18 protein-coding genes and 2 tRNA genes are annotated in these 20,936 nt (G+C 73.4%); 18 read left to right on the top strand and 2 right to left on the bottom strand.

The window, feature by feature from the left end; genetic code table 11:
• Positions 1-217 precede the first annotated feature (217 nt).
• The 11 genes from AB0D29_RS08535 to AB0D29_RS08485 all read left to right on the top strand — a co-directional run bounded on the left by AB0D29_RS08535 (position 218) and on the right by AB0D29_RS08485 (position 10,889).
• Positions 218-982 carry a GntR family transcriptional regulator gene (locus AB0D29_RS08535; protein WP_362852776.1) on the top strand — a complete coding sequence of 255 codons (765 nt, stop codon included), beginning with the start codon at positions 218-220 and terminating at the stop codon, positions 980-982.
• 159 nt (positions 983-1,141) lie between these two features.
• The gene (locus AB0D29_RS08530; RefSeq protein WP_362852775.1) at positions 1,142-2,263 is read left to right on the top strand and encodes a TIGR03364 family FAD-dependent oxidoreductase; all 1,122 of its coding nucleotides are present in this window, start codon (positions 1,142-1,144) and stop codon (positions 2,261-2,263) included.
• Positions 2,264-2,268: 5 nt separating this feature from the next.
• Positions 2,269-2,964: a phosphonatase-like hydrolase gene (locus AB0D29_RS08525; protein ID WP_362852774.1), complete on the top strand. Its 696-nt coding sequence runs from the start codon at positions 2,269-2,271 to the stop codon at positions 2,962-2,964.
• Positions 2,961-4,037: an ABC transporter ATP-binding protein gene (locus AB0D29_RS08520; protein ID WP_362852773.1), complete on the top strand. Its 1,077-nt coding sequence runs from the start codon at positions 2,961-2,963 to the stop codon at positions 4,035-4,037. Before AB0D29_RS08525 ends, AB0D29_RS08520 begins: the two co-directional genes overlap by 4 nt.
• Positions 4,030-4,974, top strand: coding sequence for a 2-aminoethylphosphonate ABC transporter permease subunit (locus AB0D29_RS08515; RefSeq protein ID WP_362852772.1), 945 nt, complete (start codon positions 4,030-4,032; stop codon positions 4,972-4,974). Before AB0D29_RS08520 ends, AB0D29_RS08515 begins: the two co-directional genes overlap by 8 nt.
• Positions 4,961-5,758, top strand: a complete 798-nt coding sequence (locus AB0D29_RS08510; protein WP_362852771.1) for an ABC transporter permease subunit — start codon at positions 4,961-4,963, stop codon at positions 5,756-5,758. The genes AB0D29_RS08515 and AB0D29_RS08510 overlap by 14 nt, the downstream gene beginning before the upstream one ends.
• A gap of 86 nt (positions 5,759-5,844) precedes the next feature.
• Positions 5,845-6,918, top strand: a complete 1,074-nt coding sequence (locus AB0D29_RS08505; protein ID WP_362852770.1) for a 2-aminoethylphosphonate ABC transporter substrate-binding protein — start codon at positions 5,845-5,847, stop codon at positions 6,916-6,918.
• A gap of 172 nt (positions 6,919-7,090) precedes the next feature.
• Complete coding sequence (locus tag AB0D29_RS08500; RefSeq protein WP_362852769.1) at positions 7,091-8,614, top strand: alkaline phosphatase family protein; 1,524 nt, start codon at positions 7,091-7,093, stop codon at positions 8,612-8,614.
• Positions 8,615-8,730: 116 nt separating this feature from the next.
• Positions 8,731-9,510, top strand: a complete 780-nt coding sequence (locus tag AB0D29_RS08495) for an HAD-IIA family hydrolase (protein ID WP_030718049.1) — start codon at positions 8,731-8,733, stop codon at positions 9,508-9,510.
• Between the two features lie 98 nt (positions 9,511-9,608).
• A complete protein-coding gene (locus AB0D29_RS08490) occupies positions 9,609-10,217 on the top strand; it encodes a hypothetical protein (RefSeq protein ID WP_362852768.1) in 609 nt (202 codons plus the stop codon).
• Between the two features lie 12 nt (positions 10,218-10,229).
• Positions 10,230-10,889, top strand: a complete 660-nt coding sequence (locus AB0D29_RS08485; RefSeq protein WP_362852767.1) for a class F sortase — start codon at positions 10,230-10,232, stop codon at positions 10,887-10,889.
• Between the two features lie 78 nt (positions 10,890-10,967).
• Here the strand turns inward: AB0D29_RS08485 and AB0D29_RS08480 are convergent.
• Positions 10,968-11,041, bottom strand: a tRNA-Lys gene (locus AB0D29_RS08480).
• Between the two features lie 226 nt (positions 11,042-11,267).
• On the opposite strand from AB0D29_RS08480, the gene AB0D29_RS08475 reads away from it, so the two are divergent.
• The 7 genes from AB0D29_RS08475 to AB0D29_RS08445 all read left to right on the top strand — a co-directional run bounded on the left by AB0D29_RS08475 (position 11,268) and on the right by AB0D29_RS08445 (position 20,032).
• Entirely contained in the window at positions 11,268-12,617 is a 1,350-nt protein-coding gene (locus tag AB0D29_RS08475) for a peptidoglycan-binding protein (protein WP_362852822.1), read from the top strand.
• 11 nt (positions 12,618-12,628) lie between these two features.
• Positions 12,629-15,190 (top strand): SPFH domain-containing protein, encoded by a 2,562-nt coding sequence (locus AB0D29_RS08470; protein ID WP_362852766.1) that lies wholly within the window; start codon positions 12,629-12,631, stop codon positions 15,188-15,190.
• Between the two features lie 186 nt (positions 15,191-15,376).
• Complete coding sequence (locus AB0D29_RS08465) at positions 15,377-15,970, top strand: lytic polysaccharide monooxygenase (RefSeq protein ID WP_362852821.1); 594 nt, start codon at positions 15,377-15,379, stop codon at positions 15,968-15,970.
• Positions 15,971-15,996: 26 nt separating this feature from the next.
• On the top strand, positions 15,997-17,667 hold the full coding sequence (locus AB0D29_RS08460; protein WP_362852765.1) for an AMP-binding protein: 1,671 nt from the start codon (positions 15,997-15,999) through the stop codon (positions 17,665-17,667).
• A gap of 295 nt (positions 17,668-17,962) precedes the next feature.
• Positions 17,963-19,252: a sensor domain-containing protein gene (locus tag AB0D29_RS08455; RefSeq protein ID WP_362852764.1), complete on the top strand. Its 1,290-nt coding sequence runs from the start codon at positions 17,963-17,965 to the stop codon at positions 19,250-19,252.
• Positions 19,231-19,890: a response regulator transcription factor gene (locus AB0D29_RS08450; RefSeq protein ID WP_362852763.1), complete on the top strand. Its 660-nt coding sequence runs from the start codon at positions 19,231-19,233 to the stop codon at positions 19,888-19,890. The genes AB0D29_RS08455 and AB0D29_RS08450 overlap by 22 nt, the downstream gene beginning before the upstream one ends.
• A 68-nt stretch (positions 19,891-19,958) precedes the next feature.
• A tRNA-Lys gene (locus tag AB0D29_RS08445) sits at positions 19,959-20,032 on the top strand.
• Between the two features lie 66 nt (positions 20,033-20,098).
• Here AB0D29_RS08445 and AB0D29_RS08440 read toward each other — a convergent pair.
• Entirely contained in the window at positions 20,099-20,857 is a 759-nt protein-coding gene (locus AB0D29_RS08440; protein ID WP_030718073.1) for an IclR family transcriptional regulator C-terminal domain-containing protein, read from the bottom strand.
• Positions 20,858-20,936: the final 79 nt, after the last annotated feature.

The following is a 20,936-nucleotide window of genomic DNA, read 5'->3' as shown; positions in this document are numbered from 1 at the left end:
CGACACGTTCGGCGTCCGAGGAGACGCCCCGGCGCGCGCCCGGCCCCGCCGGAACCGGCCCCCAATCCAGCCCCGCCGGCGATTGAGGCGCGGGGTCCGGGGCGGAGCCCCGATCCTTGACCCCGGCCACAACGGGCCGACCACAGCGGGCCGCGGCCGGGCCAACCCCCGCCCGCCCCCGTACGGCCCCCCGGGCCGCCCCGCATAGAGTCCCACCGTGGAAGAACAGACCCCGCGCCACCGCCCCGGCTCACCCGTGCGTTCCGGCATTCCGGAGCACGGCCGCATCCCCAAGTACTACGCCGTCAAGGCCCGCATCTCCGGGCTCATCGACGAGCTCGGCGAGGGCGGCGCGCTGCCCACCGAGCGGGATCTCGCCGAGCAGTACGAGGTGTCCCGCGAGACCGTCCGCCAGGCCCTGCGCGAGCTGCTGCTGGAGGGCCGGCTGCGCCGCCACGGCCGCGGGACGGTCGTCGCGGGCCCGAAGCTGGAGCAGCCGCTCTCCCTCGCCAGTTACACAGAGGGCGTGCGCCGCCAGGGCCGCCGCCCGGGCCGTCACCTCATCGGCCTGGAGCAGTTCCCCTGCCCGCCCGACCTCGCCCCCGGCATCGGCGCCGAGCCCGGCGAGCCCGTCTGGCACCTGGAGCGGGTCCTGCTGGCCGATGACGAGCGCGTCGGCCTGGAGAGCACGTACATCCGAGTGGCCCGCGCCCCCCGCCTCGACAGCGATTTCCAGCCGGACTCCTCCTTCTACGGATACCTCCGCGACAGCCTCGACATCGCCTTCGGGGAGGCCGATGAGAGGCTGGAGACGGTGCTCGCGACCCCCCGCGAAGCCCTGCTGATCGGTACCCCGCCCGCCCTGCCCATGCTGCTCATCCACCGCTTCTCGCGGGACCAGGACGGCCGGCCGCTGGAACGGGTCCGTTCGCTTTACCGTGGTGATCGGTTCAGCTTCACGACCCGCCTGCGAGCCGAATAGCCCCAGGTCGATCCACGCACACCCGACGGAAAGGGACATATGAACACCGCGCTCTGGTCACAAAAAGATAACGGGTCTAGTCCAAGTGTCGAGGGCCGTTCACCGACGCGTTGCCGGACGGATCCTTCCGGGTCACGGTCCGCGCCCACCGTTGGCGGCGTGAGAGTCATAGTCGTCGGAGGCGGCGTGGTCGGCACCATGCACGCCTGGCAAGCAGTCCAACGCGGCCACGAGGTCGTCCAGATCGAGCGAGAGGCGGAGGCCCGCGGCGCGTCACTGCGCAATTTCGGCCAGATCTGGGTCAGCGGACGGGCCGGGGGAGAGGAGCTCGACACCGCCCTGCGGGCCCGCGAGCTCTGGGAGCGCATCGGCGCGGAGGTGCCCGGCCTGGGCTTCCGCGCCAACGGCTCCCTCACCCCCGTCCGTACCGACCGCGAGTACGCCGTCGCCGAGGCGGCCCTGGCCCGCCCCGACGCCGCCGCCCGCGGCTACAAGCTGGTCACCGCCGAGGAGGCGCGGCAGATCAACCCGGCCCTGCGCGGCGACTTCGCGGCCGCCCTGTGGTGCGAACGCGACGCGGCCGTCGAGCCCCGCACCGCGCAGCTCCACCTGCGGGAGGCGCTCAAGGCCACCGGCCGGTACACCTTCCTGCCCGGCCGGGAGGTGCGCGAGGTGATCGCCCCCGGCGCCGTCCGCGACGACCACGGCGACGTGCACCGCGGCGACGCGGTCGTCCTCGCCACCGGCGCCTGGCTGTCCGGCCTGGTCCGCGAGCTGGTCCCCGACCTGCCCGTGCGCCGCGTCCGCCTCCAGATGATGCAGACCGCCCCGCTCGGCGAGACGCTCACCACCTCCGTCGCGGACGCCGACAGCTTCCGCTACTACCCCGCCTACACGTCCCCCGCGCTCGACGCCCTCAACGCGGGGCAGGACCAGGAACCCGTCGCCGCCGCGCACAAGATGCAGCTGCTGATGGTCCAGCGCCAGGACGGCGGACTGACCATCGGCGACACCCACGAGTACGAGCACCCCTTCGCCTTCGACACCCTCGAAGACCCCTACGAGCACCTCACCGGGGTGGTCGAGGGCTTCCTGGGCCGCCCGCTGCCGAGGATCCAGCGCCGCTGGGCGGGCGTGTACGCGCAGTGCACCGACACCACCCGCGTCGTCCACCGCCAGCAGGTGGCCGACGGCGTCTGGCTGGTGACCGGACCCGGCGGGCGCGGCATGACCTGCTCGCCCGCCATAGCCGAGACCACCGCGAACGAACTGGGCTGGTAAGTCAGATGACCGAGAACCGCACGCAGAACCTGATCGTCCTCGACATGGCCGGCACCACCGTCGCCGACGGCGGCCTCGTCGAGCGCGCCTTCGAGCGCGCCGCCGAACGCCTGGGCGTGGAACCCGGCACCCCCGACCACGCCGCCAAGCTCCAGTACGTCCGCGACACCATGGGCGAGTCCAAGATCACCGTCTTCCGTCACCTCTTCGGTACGGAGGACCTCGCCCGGCGCGCCAACTCCGCCTTCGAGGAGGCGTACGCGGAGCTCGTCGACGGCGGCCTGATCGCCCCGGTCCCCGGCGCCCGCGCCGCCGTCGAGAAACTCCGCGCCGACGGCCGCACCGTCGTCCTGACCACCGGCTTCGCCCGCGTCACCCAGGACGCCATCCTCGACGCGCTCGGCTGGCAGGACCTCGCCGACCTCACCCTCTGCCCGGCCGACGCGGGCGGCCGCGGCCGGCCCTTCCCGGACATGGTGCTGACCGCGTTCCTGCGCACCGGCGCCGTGACCGACGTACGCGACACCGTGGTCGCCGGCGACACCGCCTACGACATGCTCAGCGGCCGTCGTGCCGGCGCCGGGATCGTCGCGGGCGTCCTCACCGGCGCCCACGACCGCGCGGCGCTCACGGCGAACGGCGCGACCCACGTCCTCGGCTCCGTCGCCGAACTCCCGGACCTGCTACGGGAGTCGGCGTGAGCGGCATCCGCTTCGACGGGGTCAGCGTCGCCTACGGCGCCGCGACCGTCCTGGACTCCCTCGACCTCACCGTCGAACCGGGCGAGGTGATGGCGCTGCTCGGCCCCTCCGGTTCGGGCAAGACCACGGCGCTGCGCGCGGTCGCCGGTTTCGTACGGCCCGTCGCGGGCCGGGTGCTGATCGGCGGCAAGGACGTCACCGCGCTCCCGCCGCACAAGCGCGGCATCGGCATGGTCGTCCAGCAGTACGCGCTCTTCCCGCACATGCGGGTGGAGGACAACGTCGCCTTCGGCCTCCGGGCCCAGAAGGCGCCCAAGGCCGAGATACCCGGCCGGGTCGCCGAGGCCCTGGAACTGACCGGCATGGGCGCCTACGCGCGGCGCTACCCCCGCGAGCTCTCGGGCGGCCAGCAGCAGCGGGTCGCCATCGCCCGCGCCCTCGCCATCCGCCCCGGGGTGCTCCTGCTGGACGAGCCCCTCTCGGCGCTCGACGCGCAGCTGCGTTCCGGGATGCTCGCCGAACTGGCCCGTCTGCACCGCGAACTGCCCGACGTCTCCATCCTGTACGTCACGCACGACCAGGTCGAGGCGCTCACCCTGGCCGACCGGATCGCCGTCATGGACAAGGCCCGCCTCCAGGACTGCGGGACCCCGCAGCAGCTGTACCGGGCCCCGCGCACCGAATTCACCGCGTCCTTCGTCGGCAACGCGAACCTGCTGCCGGTGACGGTCGCCGAGGCCGGCGCGGTCTTCGAGGGCCGCACCCTGACCCTCGACCGCGGCCGCGCGGCGCCGGGCTCCACGGCGACGCTGTGCGTACGGCCGCACCTGCTCGGCCTCGGGGCCGGCCCCAACGCCCTGACGGGGACGATCGCCGAGGTCCAGTGGCGCGGCTCGACGCACCGGCTGTACGTCGACGTCGACGGCCACCGGGTCAAGGCGGACCTCCCTGAGCTGCGGGAGACTCCGGCGCTGGGGGACCGGGTCACGCTGAACTTCGAGCCGCGCGATGCGGTGCTGCTGGCCGCTGGGGGTCCCCCCAGCGGTAGCTGGGGGAGGGTGTCGGATGGCTGAGGTCGCTCGGCGCGGGGCGGCCGTGCCGGCTCAAGACCGGGGCCCCGCCCCGGACCCCGCGCCTCAAGCTCCCCCAGCTACCGCTGGGAGGGGCCCCCAGGCGGGGCTGGATTCGGCGAGGCCGAATGGCGCGCTGTGGGTGCTGCCGCCCGTCGCCGTGCTCGCGTTGGTGTTCCTGTATCCGCTCGCGCTGGTCGTCCAGCAGTCGCTCAGCCCCGAGAACGGGGGCGGCGCCTTCGACGCGTACGCCTCCGTCTTCGCCTCGCAGAGCTTCCGCGAGGCGCTCGGGACCACCGTCTGGCTGGCCGTCGGGGCCACCGCCGGCTGCCTCGTCCTCGGGTTCGTGCTCGCGCTGATCATCGCCTTCGTGCCCTTCCCCGGGGCACGGGCCGTCGCGAAGTTCATCGACGTGTTCCTCTCCTTCCCCTCCTTCCTCGTCACCCTCGCCCTCCTCTTCGTCTACGGGACGGTGGGCATGGCCAACGGGGCCTGGACCGGCCTCACCGGAGCCGCCGAGGGGCCCTTCCACTTCCTGACCACCCCCTGGGGCGTCCTCCTCGCGGAGATCACCTACTTCACGCCCTTCGTGATGCGCCCGCTGCTCGCGGCCTTCTCCCAGCTGGAGACCGCCCAGCTGGAGGTCGCCGCCGGCCTCGGCGCCCGGCCCGCCCGGATCGTCCGGCAGGTGATCCTCCCCGAGGCCCTTCCGGCGCTCGCCGCGGGCGGCAGCCTCGTCCTGGTCATGTGCCTCAACGAGTTCGGGATCGTCCTCTTCACCGGGGCCAAGGACGTCACGACCCTGCCGATGCTCATCTACGGCAAGGCCATCCTCGAATCCGACTACGCGGCCGCCTGCGTGGTCGCCGTCGTCAACATCGCGATCTCCGTCGGCCTGTTCGGCCTCTACCGGGTGGTGAGCAAGCGTGCTGGTGCATAGCAAGACCGGCCGCTGGGCGGCCTGGGGCCTCTTCGGCCTCCTCTTCCTGCCGCTGTTCGCCCTGCCGCTGCTCGTCGTGGTGGCCGCGTCCTTCTCCACCCACTGGTCCGGGGCCTTCCCTTCCGGGCCGACCACCGCGAACTACGCCTCCGCCGTGCGCGGCGAATCCCTCCAGGCCCTGACCACCAGCCTGGTCACCGCCCTCGCCGCCAGCCTCCTCGCCCTCACCGTCGGCACCTGGGCCGCGCTGGCCGCCGCCACGCTGAAGAAGCGCGGGAAGCGGTCCCTGGACGCGCTGTTCATGCTGCCCGTGGCCGTCCCGTCCGTGGTCGTCGGCCTCGCCGTGCTCGTCGCCTTCAGCCGGCCGCCGGTCCTGCTCAACGGCACCAGCTCGATCGTCATCCTGGCGCACACGATCCTTGTCACGGCGTTCGCCTACCAGTCGGTCTCGGCCGCCATCGTTCGGCTCGACCCTGCGTACGAGCAGGCGGCGGCCTCCCTCGGCGCCCGCCCCGCGTACGTCCTGTGGCGGGTCAAGCTCCCCCTCCTGCTGCCGTCCCTCACGGCCGCGGCCGGCCTCTGCTTCGCCCTGTCCATGGGCGAGCTGAGCGCCACGATGATGCTCTACCCGCCGGACTGGATGCCCCTCCCCGTCCGCATCTTCACCGCCACCGACCGCGGTTCGCTCTTCGGCGGCTCCGCCGTCGCCGTGGTCCTGATGGCCGCCACCCTGCTGGTCCTCCTGGCCGTCTCCCGGGTCCGCACCAAGGCCTCGTACCGCTGAATCCCGCTGAATCCCGCTGAATCCCCGCTGGTTCTCCGCCGAATTCCCCGAATCCCGCTGACTCCCTTTCCCCGTAAGGAAGTTCCATGCCCAGCAAGCTCCTGCTCCGCAGCGCCGCCGCCGTCGTCGGCAGCCTGGCCCTCACCGCCTCCCTCACCGCCTGCGGCGGCTCCTCCTCCGCCGACTCCCAGGGCGGCGAGAAGGTCGTCACCGTCTACAGCGCCGACGGCCTCAAGAGCGAGAAGGGCGACGGCTGGTACGACAAGGTCTTCGCCGACTTCACCAAGAAGACCGGCATCGAGGTCAAGTACGTCGAGGGCGGCTCGGGCGAGATGGTGCAGCGCGCCGTCCGCGAGAAGACCAACACCCAGGCCGACGTGCTGATCACCCTGCCGCCCTTCATCCAGCAGGCCGACGGCAAGGGCCTGCTCCAGCCCTACGAGCCGCAGGGCTCCGACAAGGTCAACGGCGCCGACAAGGCCGCCGACGGCAAGTGGACCTCGGTCGTCAAGAACTACTTCGGCTTCGTCTACAACAAGAAGGAGCTCCCCGAGGCCCCCAAGACCTGGGAGGAGCTGCTCGACGCCAAGTACAAGGGCAAGCTGCAGTACTCCACCCCGGGCGTCGCGGGCGACGGCACGGCCGTCCTCATCAAGTCGATGCACGACTTCGGCGGCAAGGAGCCGGCGATGGAGTACCTGAAGAAGCTCCAGGCCAACAACGTCGGCCCGTCCTCCTCCACCAGCAAGCTCGCGCCGAAGACGGACAAGGGCGAGCTGCTCGTGGCCAACGGCGACGTCCAGATGAACTTCGCGCAGTCCAAGTCCATGCCGAACCTGGGCATCTGGTTCCCGGCGAAGGAGGGCGGCAAGCCCACCAGCTTCGCCCTGCCCTACGCGGCCGGCCTCGTCGACAAGGCCCCGCACTCCGAGAACGGCAAGAAGCTCCTCGACTTCATGCTCGGCGAGGAGGCCCAGAAGCTGGTCAGCGAGGTCGGCGGCGGCTTCCCGGCGCGCACCGACGTCAAGCCGACCGACGCCAACGCCGTCGAGCTCACCAAGATCATGGCGGGTGTGGAGATCTTCGAGCCGGACTGGGCCGACATCGACAAGAACCTCACCGGCTACGTCGACGCGTGGAAGTCGGCGACCGGAAGCTGACCGGTTACTTCCTGGCCACCCACGGCCGGCAGAGTGACGCTTGCATAACGGGTCTGGACCGAGGACCGCACCTTCGGTCCGGACCCGGCGCATGCCGGCACGCCCGGCAGCGCGCCCGTACCCGTACGTGTCCCCGCACCTTTCGCCGCTCACTTGCTCCCAGGAGGAGTACGTGTCCCCTGTCCTGCCCGGACGCCGTCTCGTCGCCGCGACCGCCACCGCCACCGCCCTGATCGCCGCGACCGTCGCGGCCGCCCCCGCCGGCGCCGCAGCCGCGGCCGCCACCACCGACAAGGTCCTCGTCATCGGCATCGACGGCGCGGTCCTCGACCGCGTCAAGGCCGCCAACGCGCCCCACCTGAACGGCCTGATGGCCCAGGGCCTCACCGCCCGCAGCACCCTCTACGCGAACCCGATGGCCGCCACCTCCTCGGGCCCCGGCTGGTCCACCATCGCCACCGGGGTCTGGCCCGACAAGCACGGGGTGAAGGACAACTCCTTCACCGGCAAGAACTACACCGCGTACCCGGACTTCCTCACCCGCATCGAGAACGCCAAGCCGGCGCTCAACACGTACGCGGCCGCCGACTGGGAGCCCATCACCTCCACCGACCAGAACGGCCCGATCTTCTCCCCGAAGGTCGACAAGCGCCTCTCCCTCAAGGGCGACCGCGACGGCTACCGCAACGAGGACCCGAAGATCGCCGCAGCGGCCGCCGCCGAGCTGCGCGACCAGAACCCGGACGCCGCCTTCGTCTACCTCGGCGAGATCGACGCCGCCGGCCACTCCTACGGCGCCGCCAGCCAGCAGTACCTCGACACCATCGCCCGCGTCGACGCCCTGGTCGGCCAGCTCCTCACCGCCGTCCAGAACCGCCCCACGTACGCCCAGGAGAACTGGAAGGTCCTGGTCACCACCGACCACGGCCACACCAACTCCGGCGGCCACGGCGGCTCGACCATCCAGGAGCGAGGCACCTTCGTCATCGCCAAGGGCGCGGGCATCCCGGCCGGTTCGGTCCGCGACGACGTGAAGCTGGTCGACGTGGCCGCGACCGCGCTCGCCCAGGTCGGCGTGAGCGCCCCCGGCATCGACGGGGTCCCGCTGAACGCCCCGGACGACGACCCCTTCGACACCCTGCGCCCGAACCTCCAGGCGCGCGTGGACGAGACGGGCATCCCCGCGGGCGTGAAGGGCTTCACGCACACCCCGCCCGCCGGCTGGTCCGTGGACAACTCCAAGATGGGCACCGGCGGTGTCACCGAGTGGGCCGGCTGGGCCTTCGCCACCGACGAGTTCTGGAGCCAGTCGCAGCGCGACCAGTGGCGCGAGCTGAACGTCCGTTCCCGTGACGTCTTCGCCGTCGCCGACTCCGACGAGTGGGACGACAAGAGCCACACGGGCACCTTCGACTCCACCCTGATCACCCCCAAGTGGGCGGTCACCGGCGGCAGCACGCGCAATCTGACCTTCCAGACGCACTACCGCCAGGAGGCCGGCCAGAGCGCCCAGGTCCTGGTCTCCTACAACGGCGGCGCCCCGACCGTCGTGAAGTCCTACACCGCCGACGCCGTCGCCAAGGCCGAGTCCCTCGCGCTCCAGGTCCCGGCCGGCGCCACCGACGTCCAGGTCCGCTTCCGCTACAGCGGGAACAACAACTGGTACTGGACCGTCGACAACGTCCGCCTGAGCTGATCCAGGCCCCCGCGGTCCGGGCTGTGGACAGCCAGGACGTCCACAGCCCGGCCCCGATAGGGTGGTACAGACCAGAGGCCATAGGTCATGGGCCACCGAGAGCGGAGAACAGTCCAGTGGCAGAGCGCAAGCCGATCGAATCCTGGCTCACCGACATGGACGGGGTCCTCATCCACGAGGGCACCCCGATCCCCGGCGCCGATGCCTTCATCAAGCGGCTGCGCGAGTCCGGCAAGCCCTTCCTGGTCCTGACCAACAACTCGATCTACACCCCGCGCGACCTCCAGGCCCGGCTGTCCCGCATGGGCCTGGACGTTCCCGTCGAGAACATCTGGACCTCCGCGCTGGCCACCGCGAAGTTCCTCGACGACCAGCGCCCGGGCGGCACCGCGTACGTCATCGGCGAGGCCGGTCTGACCACCGCCCTGCACGACATCGGCTACATCCTGACCGACCACGAACCCGACTACGTGGTCCTCGGCGAGACCCGGACGTACAGCTTCGAGGCCATGACGAAGGCGGTCCGCCTGATCAACGCGGGCGCCCGCTTCATCTGCACCAACCCCGACGAGACCGGCCCCTCCACCGAGGGCCCGCTCCCGGCCACCGGCGCGGTCGCCGCGCTGATCACCAAGGCGACCGGCAAGCAGCCGTACTTCGCCGGCAAGCCCAATCCGCTGATGATGCGCACCGGCCTGAACGCGATCGGCGCGCACTCCGAGACCAGCGCGATGATCGGCGACCGGATGGACACCGACGTGCTGGCCGGCCTGGAGGCGGGCATGCAGACCTTCCTCGTCCTCACCGGCCTGACCTCGGTCGCGGACACCGAGAAGTTCCCGTACCGCCCGACCAAGACGGTCGACTCGATCGCGGATCTGGTCGACCTCGTCTGAGGCGTACCGCCGTACGGCCGTACGGCTGACACGTACGGCGCCGTTCCGGATGCGGAGCGGCGCGCCGCGCGTGAATCTCCTTGACGAGGAGGTTCACCATGCGCAGTGTCCCGATCGCTCTCCGTGCCGCCGCCGTGTCCGTCGCCCTTGCGGCGTTCTCCGCGGTGACCGCGCCCATCGCCCTGGCGGGCGAGGAGGACCGCGGCGACCGCGGCAGCATCACGGTCGACCCGGATCCGGCCCACCCCGGAGCGCAGGTCAAGCTGCGCGTCAACGGATGCGACGGCACCAGAGGGGCGGCCAAGTCCGCCGTCTTCGTCGCGGACGTCGACCTCTACGGCCGTGACGGCGGCCGCAGTCCGCTCTACGGCGAGGCGATGATCAGCTCGCACGCCTCGCCCGGCTGGCACTCCATCCGGGTGACGTGCGACGGCCACGACAAGGTCACCGGCTCCGTCCAGATCTCGCAGTACCGCCACCCCACCCACCACGCCTCGCCGGTCTGGCCGGTCCACGCGGGCGGCGGCGGCATGTCCGCCGAACTCGCGGAGGCGGCCGAGCCGGTCGCCGCCGCGGCCAAGAAGGAACACGGCGACGACGGCCCGAGCCTGCCGCACACGGTGATCGGCGCCATCCTGGCCGCCGTCGCCACCCTGGCCGTCGCGGGCCGGGCGCTGGCCCTGCGCCGCCGCCGCAGCGGCGAGTGAGGCGGGGGCCGGATGAGTGAGGCCAAGGCATCCGGGAGCGGCCGGCTGCTGACCTTCGCCGCCTGGTCCGTGCTGGTGCTCGGCCTGTGGCTGTGGGGCCGCCAGCTCACCGTGGCGCCCGCCCCGCCCACCGGCCAGGCCGGCGGGGCGGTGGGCCCGGGGCTGCCGGCCGCGCACGCCCCGCTCGCCGCGGCCCTGCCCCAGCGCGTCGACGTGCCCTCCATAGGCATCCAGGCCCCGGTGATCTCCCGGGGCCTGGACAAGGACGGCGCGCTCGAACCGCCCCCGTACGAGAGTCCGGGGACGGTGGGCTGGTGGGGGCGGGGCGCCCAGCCGGGGACGGCCGGGGCGGCGCTGATGGTGGGGCACGTGGACACGCGCTCCAAGCCGGCGGTGTTCTACGGCCTGAGCACGGTCCAGCCGGGTGACAAGGTGCGGGTGGTGCGGGCGGACGGATCGGTCGCCGAGTTCACGATCGAGGACGTACGGGTCTACGAGCGCGCGGACTTCGACGCGCACAAGGCGTACGGCCCGCGGGTCCGGGGCCGGGCGGAGCTGAGGCTGGTGACCTGCGGCGGCACCTACGACAAGGCGGCCAAGGAGTACACGGCGAACGTGGTGGTCTCCGCCTACCTGACGGGCGTGGGGGCCCGCCCCGGCACGGCGGCCTGACGGCGGCCCGCACGGCAGCCGGACCGGGGAACGAAGAAGCCCCTCGCAGCTTTCGCTGCGAGGGGCTTCCTCCGTCTGTGCGCCGCCAGGGACTCGAACCCCGGACCCGCTGATTAAGAGTCAGCTGCTCTAACCAACTGAGCTAGCGGCGCTTGCTGACAGGGAAAACTCTACCCCACCTCTGCGGGTGCTCGTGACCAGCCACGCCCGCCTTGTCCGATTAACCCATGTTTGAGGGGTTTATCGTGCACGATATGTCTGCGCCGTGCACATCTGATGCTTTATCAGATGTGGGCCCGGCCGACCAGTGGACGAGCAGGGGACGAGCAGGGGAGTGGACGGATCCGCATGACGACGCAGCCTCCGACGCATGTGCAGATGCCGATGCCCGCTTTCGAGGAGTACGAGCCCGCGGGCGACTGCGTGTGCCGGGGATGCGCCCAGCGCCGCCGCTCCCTCGCCCGCGCGCGGGCCATACCGCTGCGCGACGGGGGGCACCCCGCGGCCCGCGGGGCCCGGCGGGCACTGGTCCTGGCCACGGCCGCGGGAGTGGTCCTCGGCGGTGGGAGCGCGGCCGCGGTGACCGTGACCTCCCCGGTCACCGGCCCGGTGGCGCTGGACGACCCCGGCTCCCCGCAGGGCGGCCGGACCCCGCTGCACGGCCCGAAGGGCGGCCCGGTCGGGCAGCCCGGCGCGCCCGCCAAGCCCGGCGCGGTGAAGCGGATCGACCGCACGACGATCATCACCCGGGCGAAGCTGTGGCTGGACGCGCAGGTCCCGTACAGCATGTCCACGTACTTCACGGACGGCTACCGGCAGGACTGCTCGGGCTACGTCTCCATGGCCTGGAACCTCGGCTCGAACGAGTGGACCGGCAGCCTCGACAAATTCGCCACCAAGATCACCAAGGAGGAGCTGCTGCCGGGGGACATGCTGCTCTTCCACAACCCGGCGGACCCCAACAACGGCTCGCACGTGGTCCTCTTCGGCGGCTGGGTCGACGAGACGCGCACGCACTACGTCGCCTACGAGCAGACGCGCCCCAACACGCGGAAGCTGGCCACGCCCTACGGCTACTGGAGCAATGCGGCCAAGTACGTCCCGTACCGGTTCAACGGGGTGACGGGCGGGGTCGTTCCGGAGGTCCCGGGTGTCGTCCCCGAACCGCCGGCGGCGGGCCCGAAGCCGGGCGACGCCAAGGCCTTCCCGGGTGCGGACAAGTTCGCCCCCGGCGCCACGAACGACTTCGTGGCGCAGCTGGGCCGGATGCTGATCGAGCGCGGCGCGTACCGCTTCTACCCCAAGGGGGTGGCGGACCGGACGTGGAGCGATCACGACAAGCTCGCCACCCAGGCCTTCCAGCGCGCACAGGGCTGGTCGGGCGCGGACGCCGACGGCATCCCCGGCGCGCACACCTGGCGGCTGCTCGTCGAGAAGCAGGGCGCCGACATCGCCCCGTTGGTGGGGGCGGCGCCGGGACCGGGCGGGGTACGGGCCTACCCGGGGCCCGCGATGTTCCGCCCGGGCCAGTCGAACGCGGCCGTCGAGGCCCTCGGCCGGCAGCTGGTCAAGAAGGGCTTCGGCAAGTACTACACATCCGGCCCGGGCCCCCGCTGGGGTGAGGCCGACCGCCGCAACGTCGAGGCCTTCCAGCGCGCACAGGGCTGGCGCGGCGCCTCGGCCAACGGCTACCCGGGCCCGGAAACCTGGCGCCGGCTGTTCGCATGACGGAGGTAACGATGTTCCCCACGCGCACCACCTCGACGACGGGCACCCTCCGCGTACCGCCGACGGCGCCCCACGCCGTCCCGGCGCGGCCGGCAGAGCCGCAGCCCGCCACCGCCACCGCCCCCGGCCGGGACGCCCGCCCGGCGTGGGCGGCCGCGGAACCGGAGCCCGCACTCGCTCCCGGCGCCGTACCCACGCCCGGCCCGCACGCCCGCACGGCGTGGGCAGCCGCGCCGGAGCCCGCGCGTACGGCCCCGGAGCAGCCCGCCGCCGCCCAGGCCGGGCCTGGCCTGGGTGCACCGGCACCCGCGCCGGAAGGGCCGCGCTCCCACCCGGCGTGGGCGGCCGCGGAACCGGAGCCCGTACGTGCGGTGTCGGTCCCGGGGCGCGCGCACCCGGAGCCGGCCACCGCCCCGCAAGCCGGGTCCGGCCGGGGCACGCCGGCCGGGCCCGCGTCCCGCCCGGCGCCGGAAGGGCCGCGCTCCCACCCGGGATGGGCGGCCGAGCTGCGGCCCGCGCCGGCCTTCGGGTCCGCGACGGGGTCCGCGCCCGACGCTCAGGTCCGCGCGGCATGGGCGGCCGGGCCGGAGCCCGTGCCCGGCCCGGACCCCCGTACGGCGTCGGCGGTCCTCGCCCAAGGCGGGCCCGGCCAGGGCGCGCCGGCACCTGCCTCCCGGACGGCGCCGGAAGGGCCCCGCTCCCACCCGGCGTGGACGGCCGGGGAGCCGGAGCCCGTCCGTACGGCCGCGCCCGCACCCGCCGCCGCGTCCCGCCCGGCGTGGGCGGCCGGGCCGGAGCCCGTGCCCGGCGCGGACTTCGCTCGGGCCGCCGTCGCCCCGAGCGGGCCCGGCCGCGCCGCGCAGTCCGCGTGGGCGGCGGAGCCCGAGGTCGCGGCCTCGCACGGCTCGGCCGTGGCCGTCGCCGTGCCGCGCCCGGACTCCGGTGCGGCGGCGGAGGTGCCGCGCGAGCACCCGGCGTGGGAGGCGGAGGCCCTGGCCGTGGCCTCCGGCTCGTTCGGCCCGGCCGCAGCGGCGGCGGGGGCGGGGGCCGTGGCCGTGGCCGAGCCGCGCCCGGATGCCGCTCCGGCCCCGGCCGCCGCCGTGGGTGCGCCGCGCGAGGAGGCCGGGGCGAGTGCTCCCGCCGAGACCTCGTCCGGCTGGGCCGCGGCCCCGGTGGCCCGCTCGGCGCAGGCCGACGAACCGGTGCCACCGCACGGATGGGAGGTCCCGGCGGCTCGGGCGGAGCCCGAGTCCGAGTCCGAGTCCGGGCCCGAGCCGGTGGCCGCCGCGGGCCCGGAGATCCCGCACCCCCAGGACGCGCAGACCCCGGCTGCCGGGGTGGCCACCCTGAGCCTGCGCACCATCGGGTCAGCGCCCGAGCCCGCGCCCGAGCCCGCGCCCGACGCCGAGCCCGAGCTCGTGGCCGCGTACCCCGGGGTGCCCGGCCCCGGCGCGGCCGAGATCGTCGCCCAGGCCGTGGCGCGCGGCCTGGAGAAGCCGCCGGCGGAGGGCGACTCCGAGGACGCCCCCCGCTTCGGGCGGCAACGCGGTACCTCCGTCACCGAGGTGCCGGTGCACCTCCCCTTCCGCGGCGACCCCCGGCCGATGCCCGCGCCCGCCCCCCGGACCGGCCGGTCCCGGGCCACCCCCCGGCCCGCCCCCGGCCGCCGCGTCCCCCGCGGCGACGACCGGCTCCGGGAGCACCGCGGCCCGGTACTGCCCGGCTGGGTCGGCGTGGCCGTCGGCGGCATCGCCCTCGCCGGCTGCACGGCCGTGCTCTGGCGGGCCGGAGCCGTCCCCGCCCCCTTCGTGGCGGCCTTCGGCGCGGCCCCCCGCGCCTACCACGGCCTGCGCGCCACCCACTGGCCCCCGCTGGCCTTCCTCGGCGTCGTCGCCCTCGTCGCGCTCGGCGGACTCGGCCGGGCCCGCACCGGCCACGCCTGGGTGCTCACCCTCTTCGGCCGCTACCGCGGCACGGTCCGCCGTACCGGCCTGACCTGGGTCAGCCCCCTCCTCCTGCGCCGCCGGGTCGACGTACGGCTGCGGCACTGGCGCAGCGACCCCATGCCCGCCGTGGACTCCGGCGGCCTCGCCCTCCAGGTCGTCGTGCAGGTCGTCTGGCAGGTCAAGGACACGGCCCGGGCCACGCTCGCCGTCGAGGACCACACGGAGTACCTCGCCGAGCAGGTCGAATCGGCCATGGCCCGCGTCCTGTCCCAGCTCCCCGCCGACGCCTTCCACGAGGACGCCCCGACCCTGCGCGACGCCGAGGCCGTCGGTGACGCGCTGACCCGGATGCTGGCGGCCGAAACCGAGGCCGTCGGGATCGAGGTGTTCTCGGCCCAGCCGACCCGGATCGAGTACGCGGCCGAGGTCGCCGAGGCCATGCGCCGCCGCCGGGTCGCGGCGATCGACGCCAAGCACCGGGACACCGTGCTGACCTCGGTCGTGGACGCGGTGGACGACACCGTGCACCGGCTGACCTCGCGCGGGCTGGTCGAGCTCGACGACTACGAGCGCAAGGCCCTGGTGAAGGACCTCACGGTCGCCTTCTACACGGGACGCCCCGAGTAGGCCGGCAGTTCGGCAGTACGGCAGTACGGGAACGGGTGGCCGGAATTTACCGGACCACCCGTTCTCCCATTGGTATGGACATGGCCAACTCTCGTCAATAATCTGGGACTTGGTCTAGACCTAATCCCCACGCGCGCGCTCACCGAACTCCCCCCACGTTCAAGGAGCATCATGCGTAACGTCCGCATGCCCGGACGGGCCGGCGTCGCCGCGCTCGGCCTCGGCCTCGTCGCCGGCATCACCCTCATCGGCGCCCCCAGTGCCAGCAGCCACGGCTACACCGACACCCCCATCAGCCGCCAGAAGCTCTGCGCCAACAAGACCGTCTCCGACTGCGGCGCGATCCAGTGGGAGCCGCAGAGCGTCGAGGGCTTCAAGGGCTTCCCGGCCGCCGGCCCCGCCGACGGCAAGATATGTTCCGGCGGGCTCTCGCAGTTCGCCGAGCTCGACAACCCGCGCGGCGGCGCCTGGCCCACCACCAAGGTGACCAGCGGGCAGAGCTACGCCTTCCGGTGGCAGTTCACCGCCAACCACTCCACCACCGACTTCAAGTACTACGTCACCAAGGACGGCTGGACCGGCACCAAGGCCCTCACCCGCGCCGACCTCGAACCCCAGCCCTTCCTCACCGTCGCCTACAACGGTGCCCGCCCCGCCATGACCACCGTCCACCAGGGGGCCATGCCGGGCGGCAAGTCGGGCCGGCACCTGATCCTGGCCGTCTGGACCGTCAACGACACCCCGATGGCCTTCTACGCCTGCTCCGACGTTCAATTCTGACGGAACGTCAGCTACCCTCCGGCGGCATGCGGACGACGACTGCACCCGAAACCGTCGCGGAGCTCATAGCGCGCCAATGGGGCGACCACCGGCCCGGGCTGAAACACGAGGGCGGTGTCCTCACCCACCACCGGACCGCCCAGGAGGCCGCCGCGCGCGCCGCGCTCCTCGTCGACCTCATGCCTCCGGGGGCCGAGCCGCACCTCGGGGTGCTGCTCGACAACACCCCCGAGTTCCCGTTCTGGCTCGGCGCGGCGGCCCTGGCCGGGGCCGCCGTCGCCGGGATCAACCCCACCCGGCGCGGCCCCGAGCTGGCCCGCGACATCCTGCACACCGACTGCCGGATCCTGATCACCGAGCGCGCCCACCTGCCGCTGCTGCGCGGGCTGGACCTGCCGGGCGTACGCATCCTGGTCACCGGCACCGAGGAGTACGAGGCCCTGCTCGCGCCCTACGCCGCGGCCAAGCCCGGCGAGGCGGCCCTGCGGCTCCCCGGCCCCTCCTCCCGCCTCCTCCTCTACTTCACCTCCGGCTCCACCGGCGCCCCCAAGGCCGCCATCTGCACCCAGGGCCGGCTCGCCGCGGCCGGCTCGGCGCTGGCCCGCCAGTTCTCCGTCACCCCGCAGGACGTCCACTACGTCTGCATGCCGCTCTTCCACGGCAACGCCGTCATCGCCGACTGGCTCCCCGCCCTCGTCGGCGGAGCCGCGGTGGCGCTGCGCCGGCGCTTCTCGGCCTCGGCGTTCCTGGACGACGTACGGGCGTACGGCGCCACCTACTTCACCTACGTCGGGCGGGCGATCCAGTACCTCCTGGCCACCGAGCCCCGCCCCGACGACCGCGCGCACGACCTGCGGCTCGGCTTCGGCACCGAGGCCGGGGCGGTGGACGCGGCCCGCTTCGCCGAGCGGTTCGGGGTCCGGCTGGTGGAGGGCTACGGAGCCACCGAGGGCGGCGCCTCCGTCCAACGCAGCCCCGACACCCCGCCGGGTGCCCTGGGCCGGGCGGGCGCGGGGGACGACCTGGCGGTGATCGACCCGGAGACGGGCACGGAATGCCCGCCCGCGGTGCTGGACGGGGACGGCCGCCTGCTCAACGGCTCAGCGGCCATCGGCGAGCTGGTCAACCGGGGCCGCAGCCTGTTCGAGGGCTACTGGCGCAACCCGGCCGCGGAGGCCGACCGCACCCGGGACGGCTGGTACTGGACGGGAGACCTCTTCTTCCGCGACGCGGCGGGCTTCCTCTACTTCGCGGGCCGTACGGACGACAGGCTGCGGGTCGACAGCGAGAACCTCGCCGCGGCGGTGATCGAGAACATCCTGGCCCGCTGGGCCGACGCGGCGGCGGTCGCGGTCTACGCCGTCCCGGACGAGGTCGCAGGCGACCAGGTGATGGCCGCGATCTCCCTCCGGGAGGGCGCGGTCTTCGACCCGGCGGCCTTCGCCGCCTTCCTGTCCGCGCAGCCGGACCTGGGCACGAAGATGTCCCCGCGCTACGTCCGCATCCTCCCGGCCATGCCGGTCACGGCCACGAACAAGATCCACCGCGTCTCCCTCCGCCGAGCCGCGTTCCGCTGCCCCGACCCGGTCTGGCACCGATCCCCTGCCGGGGGCTACGCCTTGCTGACCGAGGCCGATGTGGCCGCCCTCCTCGCGACGTACGAATCCCACGGCCGAGCCGACCTCCTGCGCCGCTAGCCGTCCGCCCCGCCGCTGCTGGGGGCCAGCCCCCAGACCCCCGCGCCTCAAACGCCGGCGAGGCTGTACTTCAGCCCCTCCGGCGTTTGAGGAGCGGGGTCTGGGGCGGAGCCCCAGGTCTTGAGCGGGTCCGGGCGGAGCCCTGGGGGCACCTCCCAGCGGTAGCTGGGGGAGAGACGGTGAAAGGGCGGGGCGGGGAGAAGGCTCCGCGCAGCGGTGGGGTAGGGCCAGGCATACCCGGGCAGGCGGGCTGGGGCCATGGTCCAGGCGTGCGCCCCGCGGCTAGCGTGCCCGCATGGACGACGCCCCCCGCACCACCTGGCAGGCCCTTTCCCACGGCCGCCAGTACCTCCGCTCCGCATGGCCCTGGCGCGCCGCCGGCTACCTCGCCGGCAGCGCCCTCACCGGGATCCCGGTCCTCCTCGTCCTCGTCCTCCTCGCCACCGCCGGCGCCACGCTCAGCATCGCGCTCGTCGGCATCCCCCTCCTCGCCCTGCTCGGCCTCGCCGGCATCCCCGCCGCTGCCGTCGAGCGCCGCCGCCTGCGCCTGGTCGACGACGACCCAGCCCCCAGCCCCCACCGCGTCCCCGCCGAGCCCGGCCTCCTCGCCTGGGCCCGGCTGCGCTACCGCGAACAGGCCACCTGGCGCGAGTTCGGCCACGCCGTCCTGCACGGCTTCCTGCTCTGGTGGGTGGACCTCGCCGCCCTCGCCTTCTTCCTCGGCTTCCCCCTCGTCCTGCTCACCGCCCCCCTCCAGCTAGCCCTCGGCGGTGGAGAGGCCCGGATCGGCAAACTCTGGCTCGTCACCTCCTATCCCGAGGCCCTCGCCCTGGCCGTCGCCGGGGCCGTGCTCCTCCCCGCCCTCCTGTACCCGCTCGGATCCTTCGCCGGCGCCCGCGCCGCCCTCACCCGCGCCCTCCTCGCCCCCCGCGAGCGCGAGCTCCGGGGCCTGCTCGCCGAGGTCACCCGTTCCCGGGCCCGTCTCGTCGACGCCTTCGAGGCCGAGCGCCGCCGCATCGAGCGCGACCTCCACGACGGCGCCCAGCAGCGGCTCGTCGCCCTCACGATGACCCTCGGCATCGCCCGCCTCGACGTACCCCCGGGCCCGCTCGCCGACCAGCTCGCCGCCGCCCACGACGAGGCCGGCAAGGTCCTCGGCGAACTGCGCGAGCTGATCCACGGCATCCACCCCCAGGTGCTCACCGACTACGGCCTGACCGGCGCGCTCGCCGACGTGGCCGAGCGATCCGCCGTCCCCGTCGACACCGACCTGGCCGCCGGCCTTCCCCGGCTGCCGGAGTCCGTCGAGGCCGCCGCCTACTTCGGCGTCTGCGAGGCCCTCGCCAACATCGGCAAGCACAGCGGCGCCGCCCGCGCCGCCGTCACCGCCCGGCACACCGGTGCCGCGCTGCTGATCGGCGTACGGGACGACGGGCGGGGCGGAGCGGATCCGGCGGCCGGATCCGGGCTGACCGGACTGGCGGACCGGATCGCGGTCCTCGATGGCACACTGACGATCACCAGCCCGCCCGGCGGGCCGACCGTCCTGAGCCTGGAGATCCCGTGCCCGGTGAGCAACCCCTGAAGATCGTCCTCGCCGAGGACGGGGTCCTGCTCCGCGAGGGGCTCGTCGGTCTGCTGACGCGTTTCGGCCACGAGGTGGCGGCCGCCGTCGGGGACGCGCAGGAGCTGCGTACCGCGGTCGCCGCCCACGACCCGGACATCGTCGTCACCGACGTACGGATGCCCCCCGGCCACACCGATGACGGACTGCGCGCGGCCGTGGAGCTGCGGGCGGCCCGGCCCGGCCTGCCGGTGCTGGTGCTCAGCCAGTACGTGCAGCGCTCGTACGCCGCCGACCTGCTGGACTCCGGAGACGGCAGCGGCGTCGGCTACCTCCTCAAGGACCGGGTCGGGCAGGTGCGGCAGTTCCTCGACGCGGTGGTCACGGTGGCCGGCGGCGGCACGGTGGTGGACCCGGAGGTCGTGCGCCAGCTCCTGCGCCGGCGGCGCGATCCGCTCGCCGCGCTGACCCCGCGCGAGCGGGAGGTGCTGGGTCTGGTCGCGGAGGGGAAGTCCAACGGGGCCATCGCCCGTGAGCTGGTGGTCTCCGAGGCGGCCGTCGGCAAACACATCGGGAACATCCTGGGAAAGCTCGACCTGCCGCCCGGCGAGGGGACCCACCGCCGGGTCCTGGCGGTCCTCGCGTACCTCCGCGGCTAGGGCCCTCGCCCAGCCCTTCCTATTGGTTTTGAGCACCCCTGAGGAGCAGGTAGTATTTTCTCTGTCAGGCGCCGCTAGCTCAGTTGGTTAGAGCAGCTGACTCTTAATCAGCGGGTCCGGGGTTCGAGTCCCTGGCGGCGCACCTGTACTTCGGGCGGTTTCCGGTTCACCGGGAACCGCCCGAAGTGTTTTCTGGGCTACCGCGACCTCACAGCGTGAGCGACAGCAGCAGAGGTGCCGCCTTCCGGTTCAGGGTGTCCGCCGCGGCGCGCAGCCGGTGCGCGTGCTCGACCGGCATCGACAGGGCCAGGCAGCCCACCGAGGCCCCGGCCGTGATCGGGACCGCTGCGCAGACCGTGCCCACGGCGTACTCCTGCAGGTCCAGCATCGGCACGGTGGCCGGCTGGGCGTCCAGCTTGGAGAAGAGGATCCGCTCGTTCACGATCGTCTTCGACGTGAGCCGGGCGATCTTGTGCCGGGACAGGTGGTCGCGCCGCCCGTTCAGGTCCAGCTGCGTGAGCAGGCACTTTCCTACGGCGCTGGCGTGCGCGGCGGAGCGGAAGTCGACCCACTCGTGCACCTTCGGGGTGCGGGGGCTGTCCGCGAACTGCGTGATCCTGACCTCGCCGTCCACGTACCGGCTGATGTAGACGGCCGCGCCGACCGAGTCGCGCAGCCGGTCCAGGGTCTCCTGGAGCTTGTCAGTGAGCGCCTGCTGCCGGTCGATGCCCGAGCCGAGCAGGACGAGGGAGTCCCCTATGGCGTAGGCGCCGTCGGACACCTGCAGGACATACCCCTCCCGGCGCAGCATGAGCAGCATCGGAGCGAGATGGACGGCGGGCAGGCCGGTCTCACGCGCGATCTGCACGTCGGTCACACCGCCGGTGTGCCGTGCGATCGTTTCGAGTACGCGTAGTGCGTACTGCACCGAGTGGAACGGCGCGGTCGGCTCGGGCTTCAGCGCCACGGTTTCCCCCTAGCAGGTTGTTACCGCTTGCCCTACCACGATAGCCATCAAGAGGCCCATGTGGAGCGCCTGTTGAGGA

Source organism: Streptomyces sp. NPDC048424 (genome assembly GCF_040651555.1).
In the GTDB taxonomy this organism is placed as follows: Bacteria; Actinomycetota; Actinomycetes; order Streptomycetales; family Streptomycetaceae; genus Streptomyces.
Note: the sequence above shows the minus strand (reverse complement) of the source record. Positions and strands in the feature narration are given on the sequence as shown.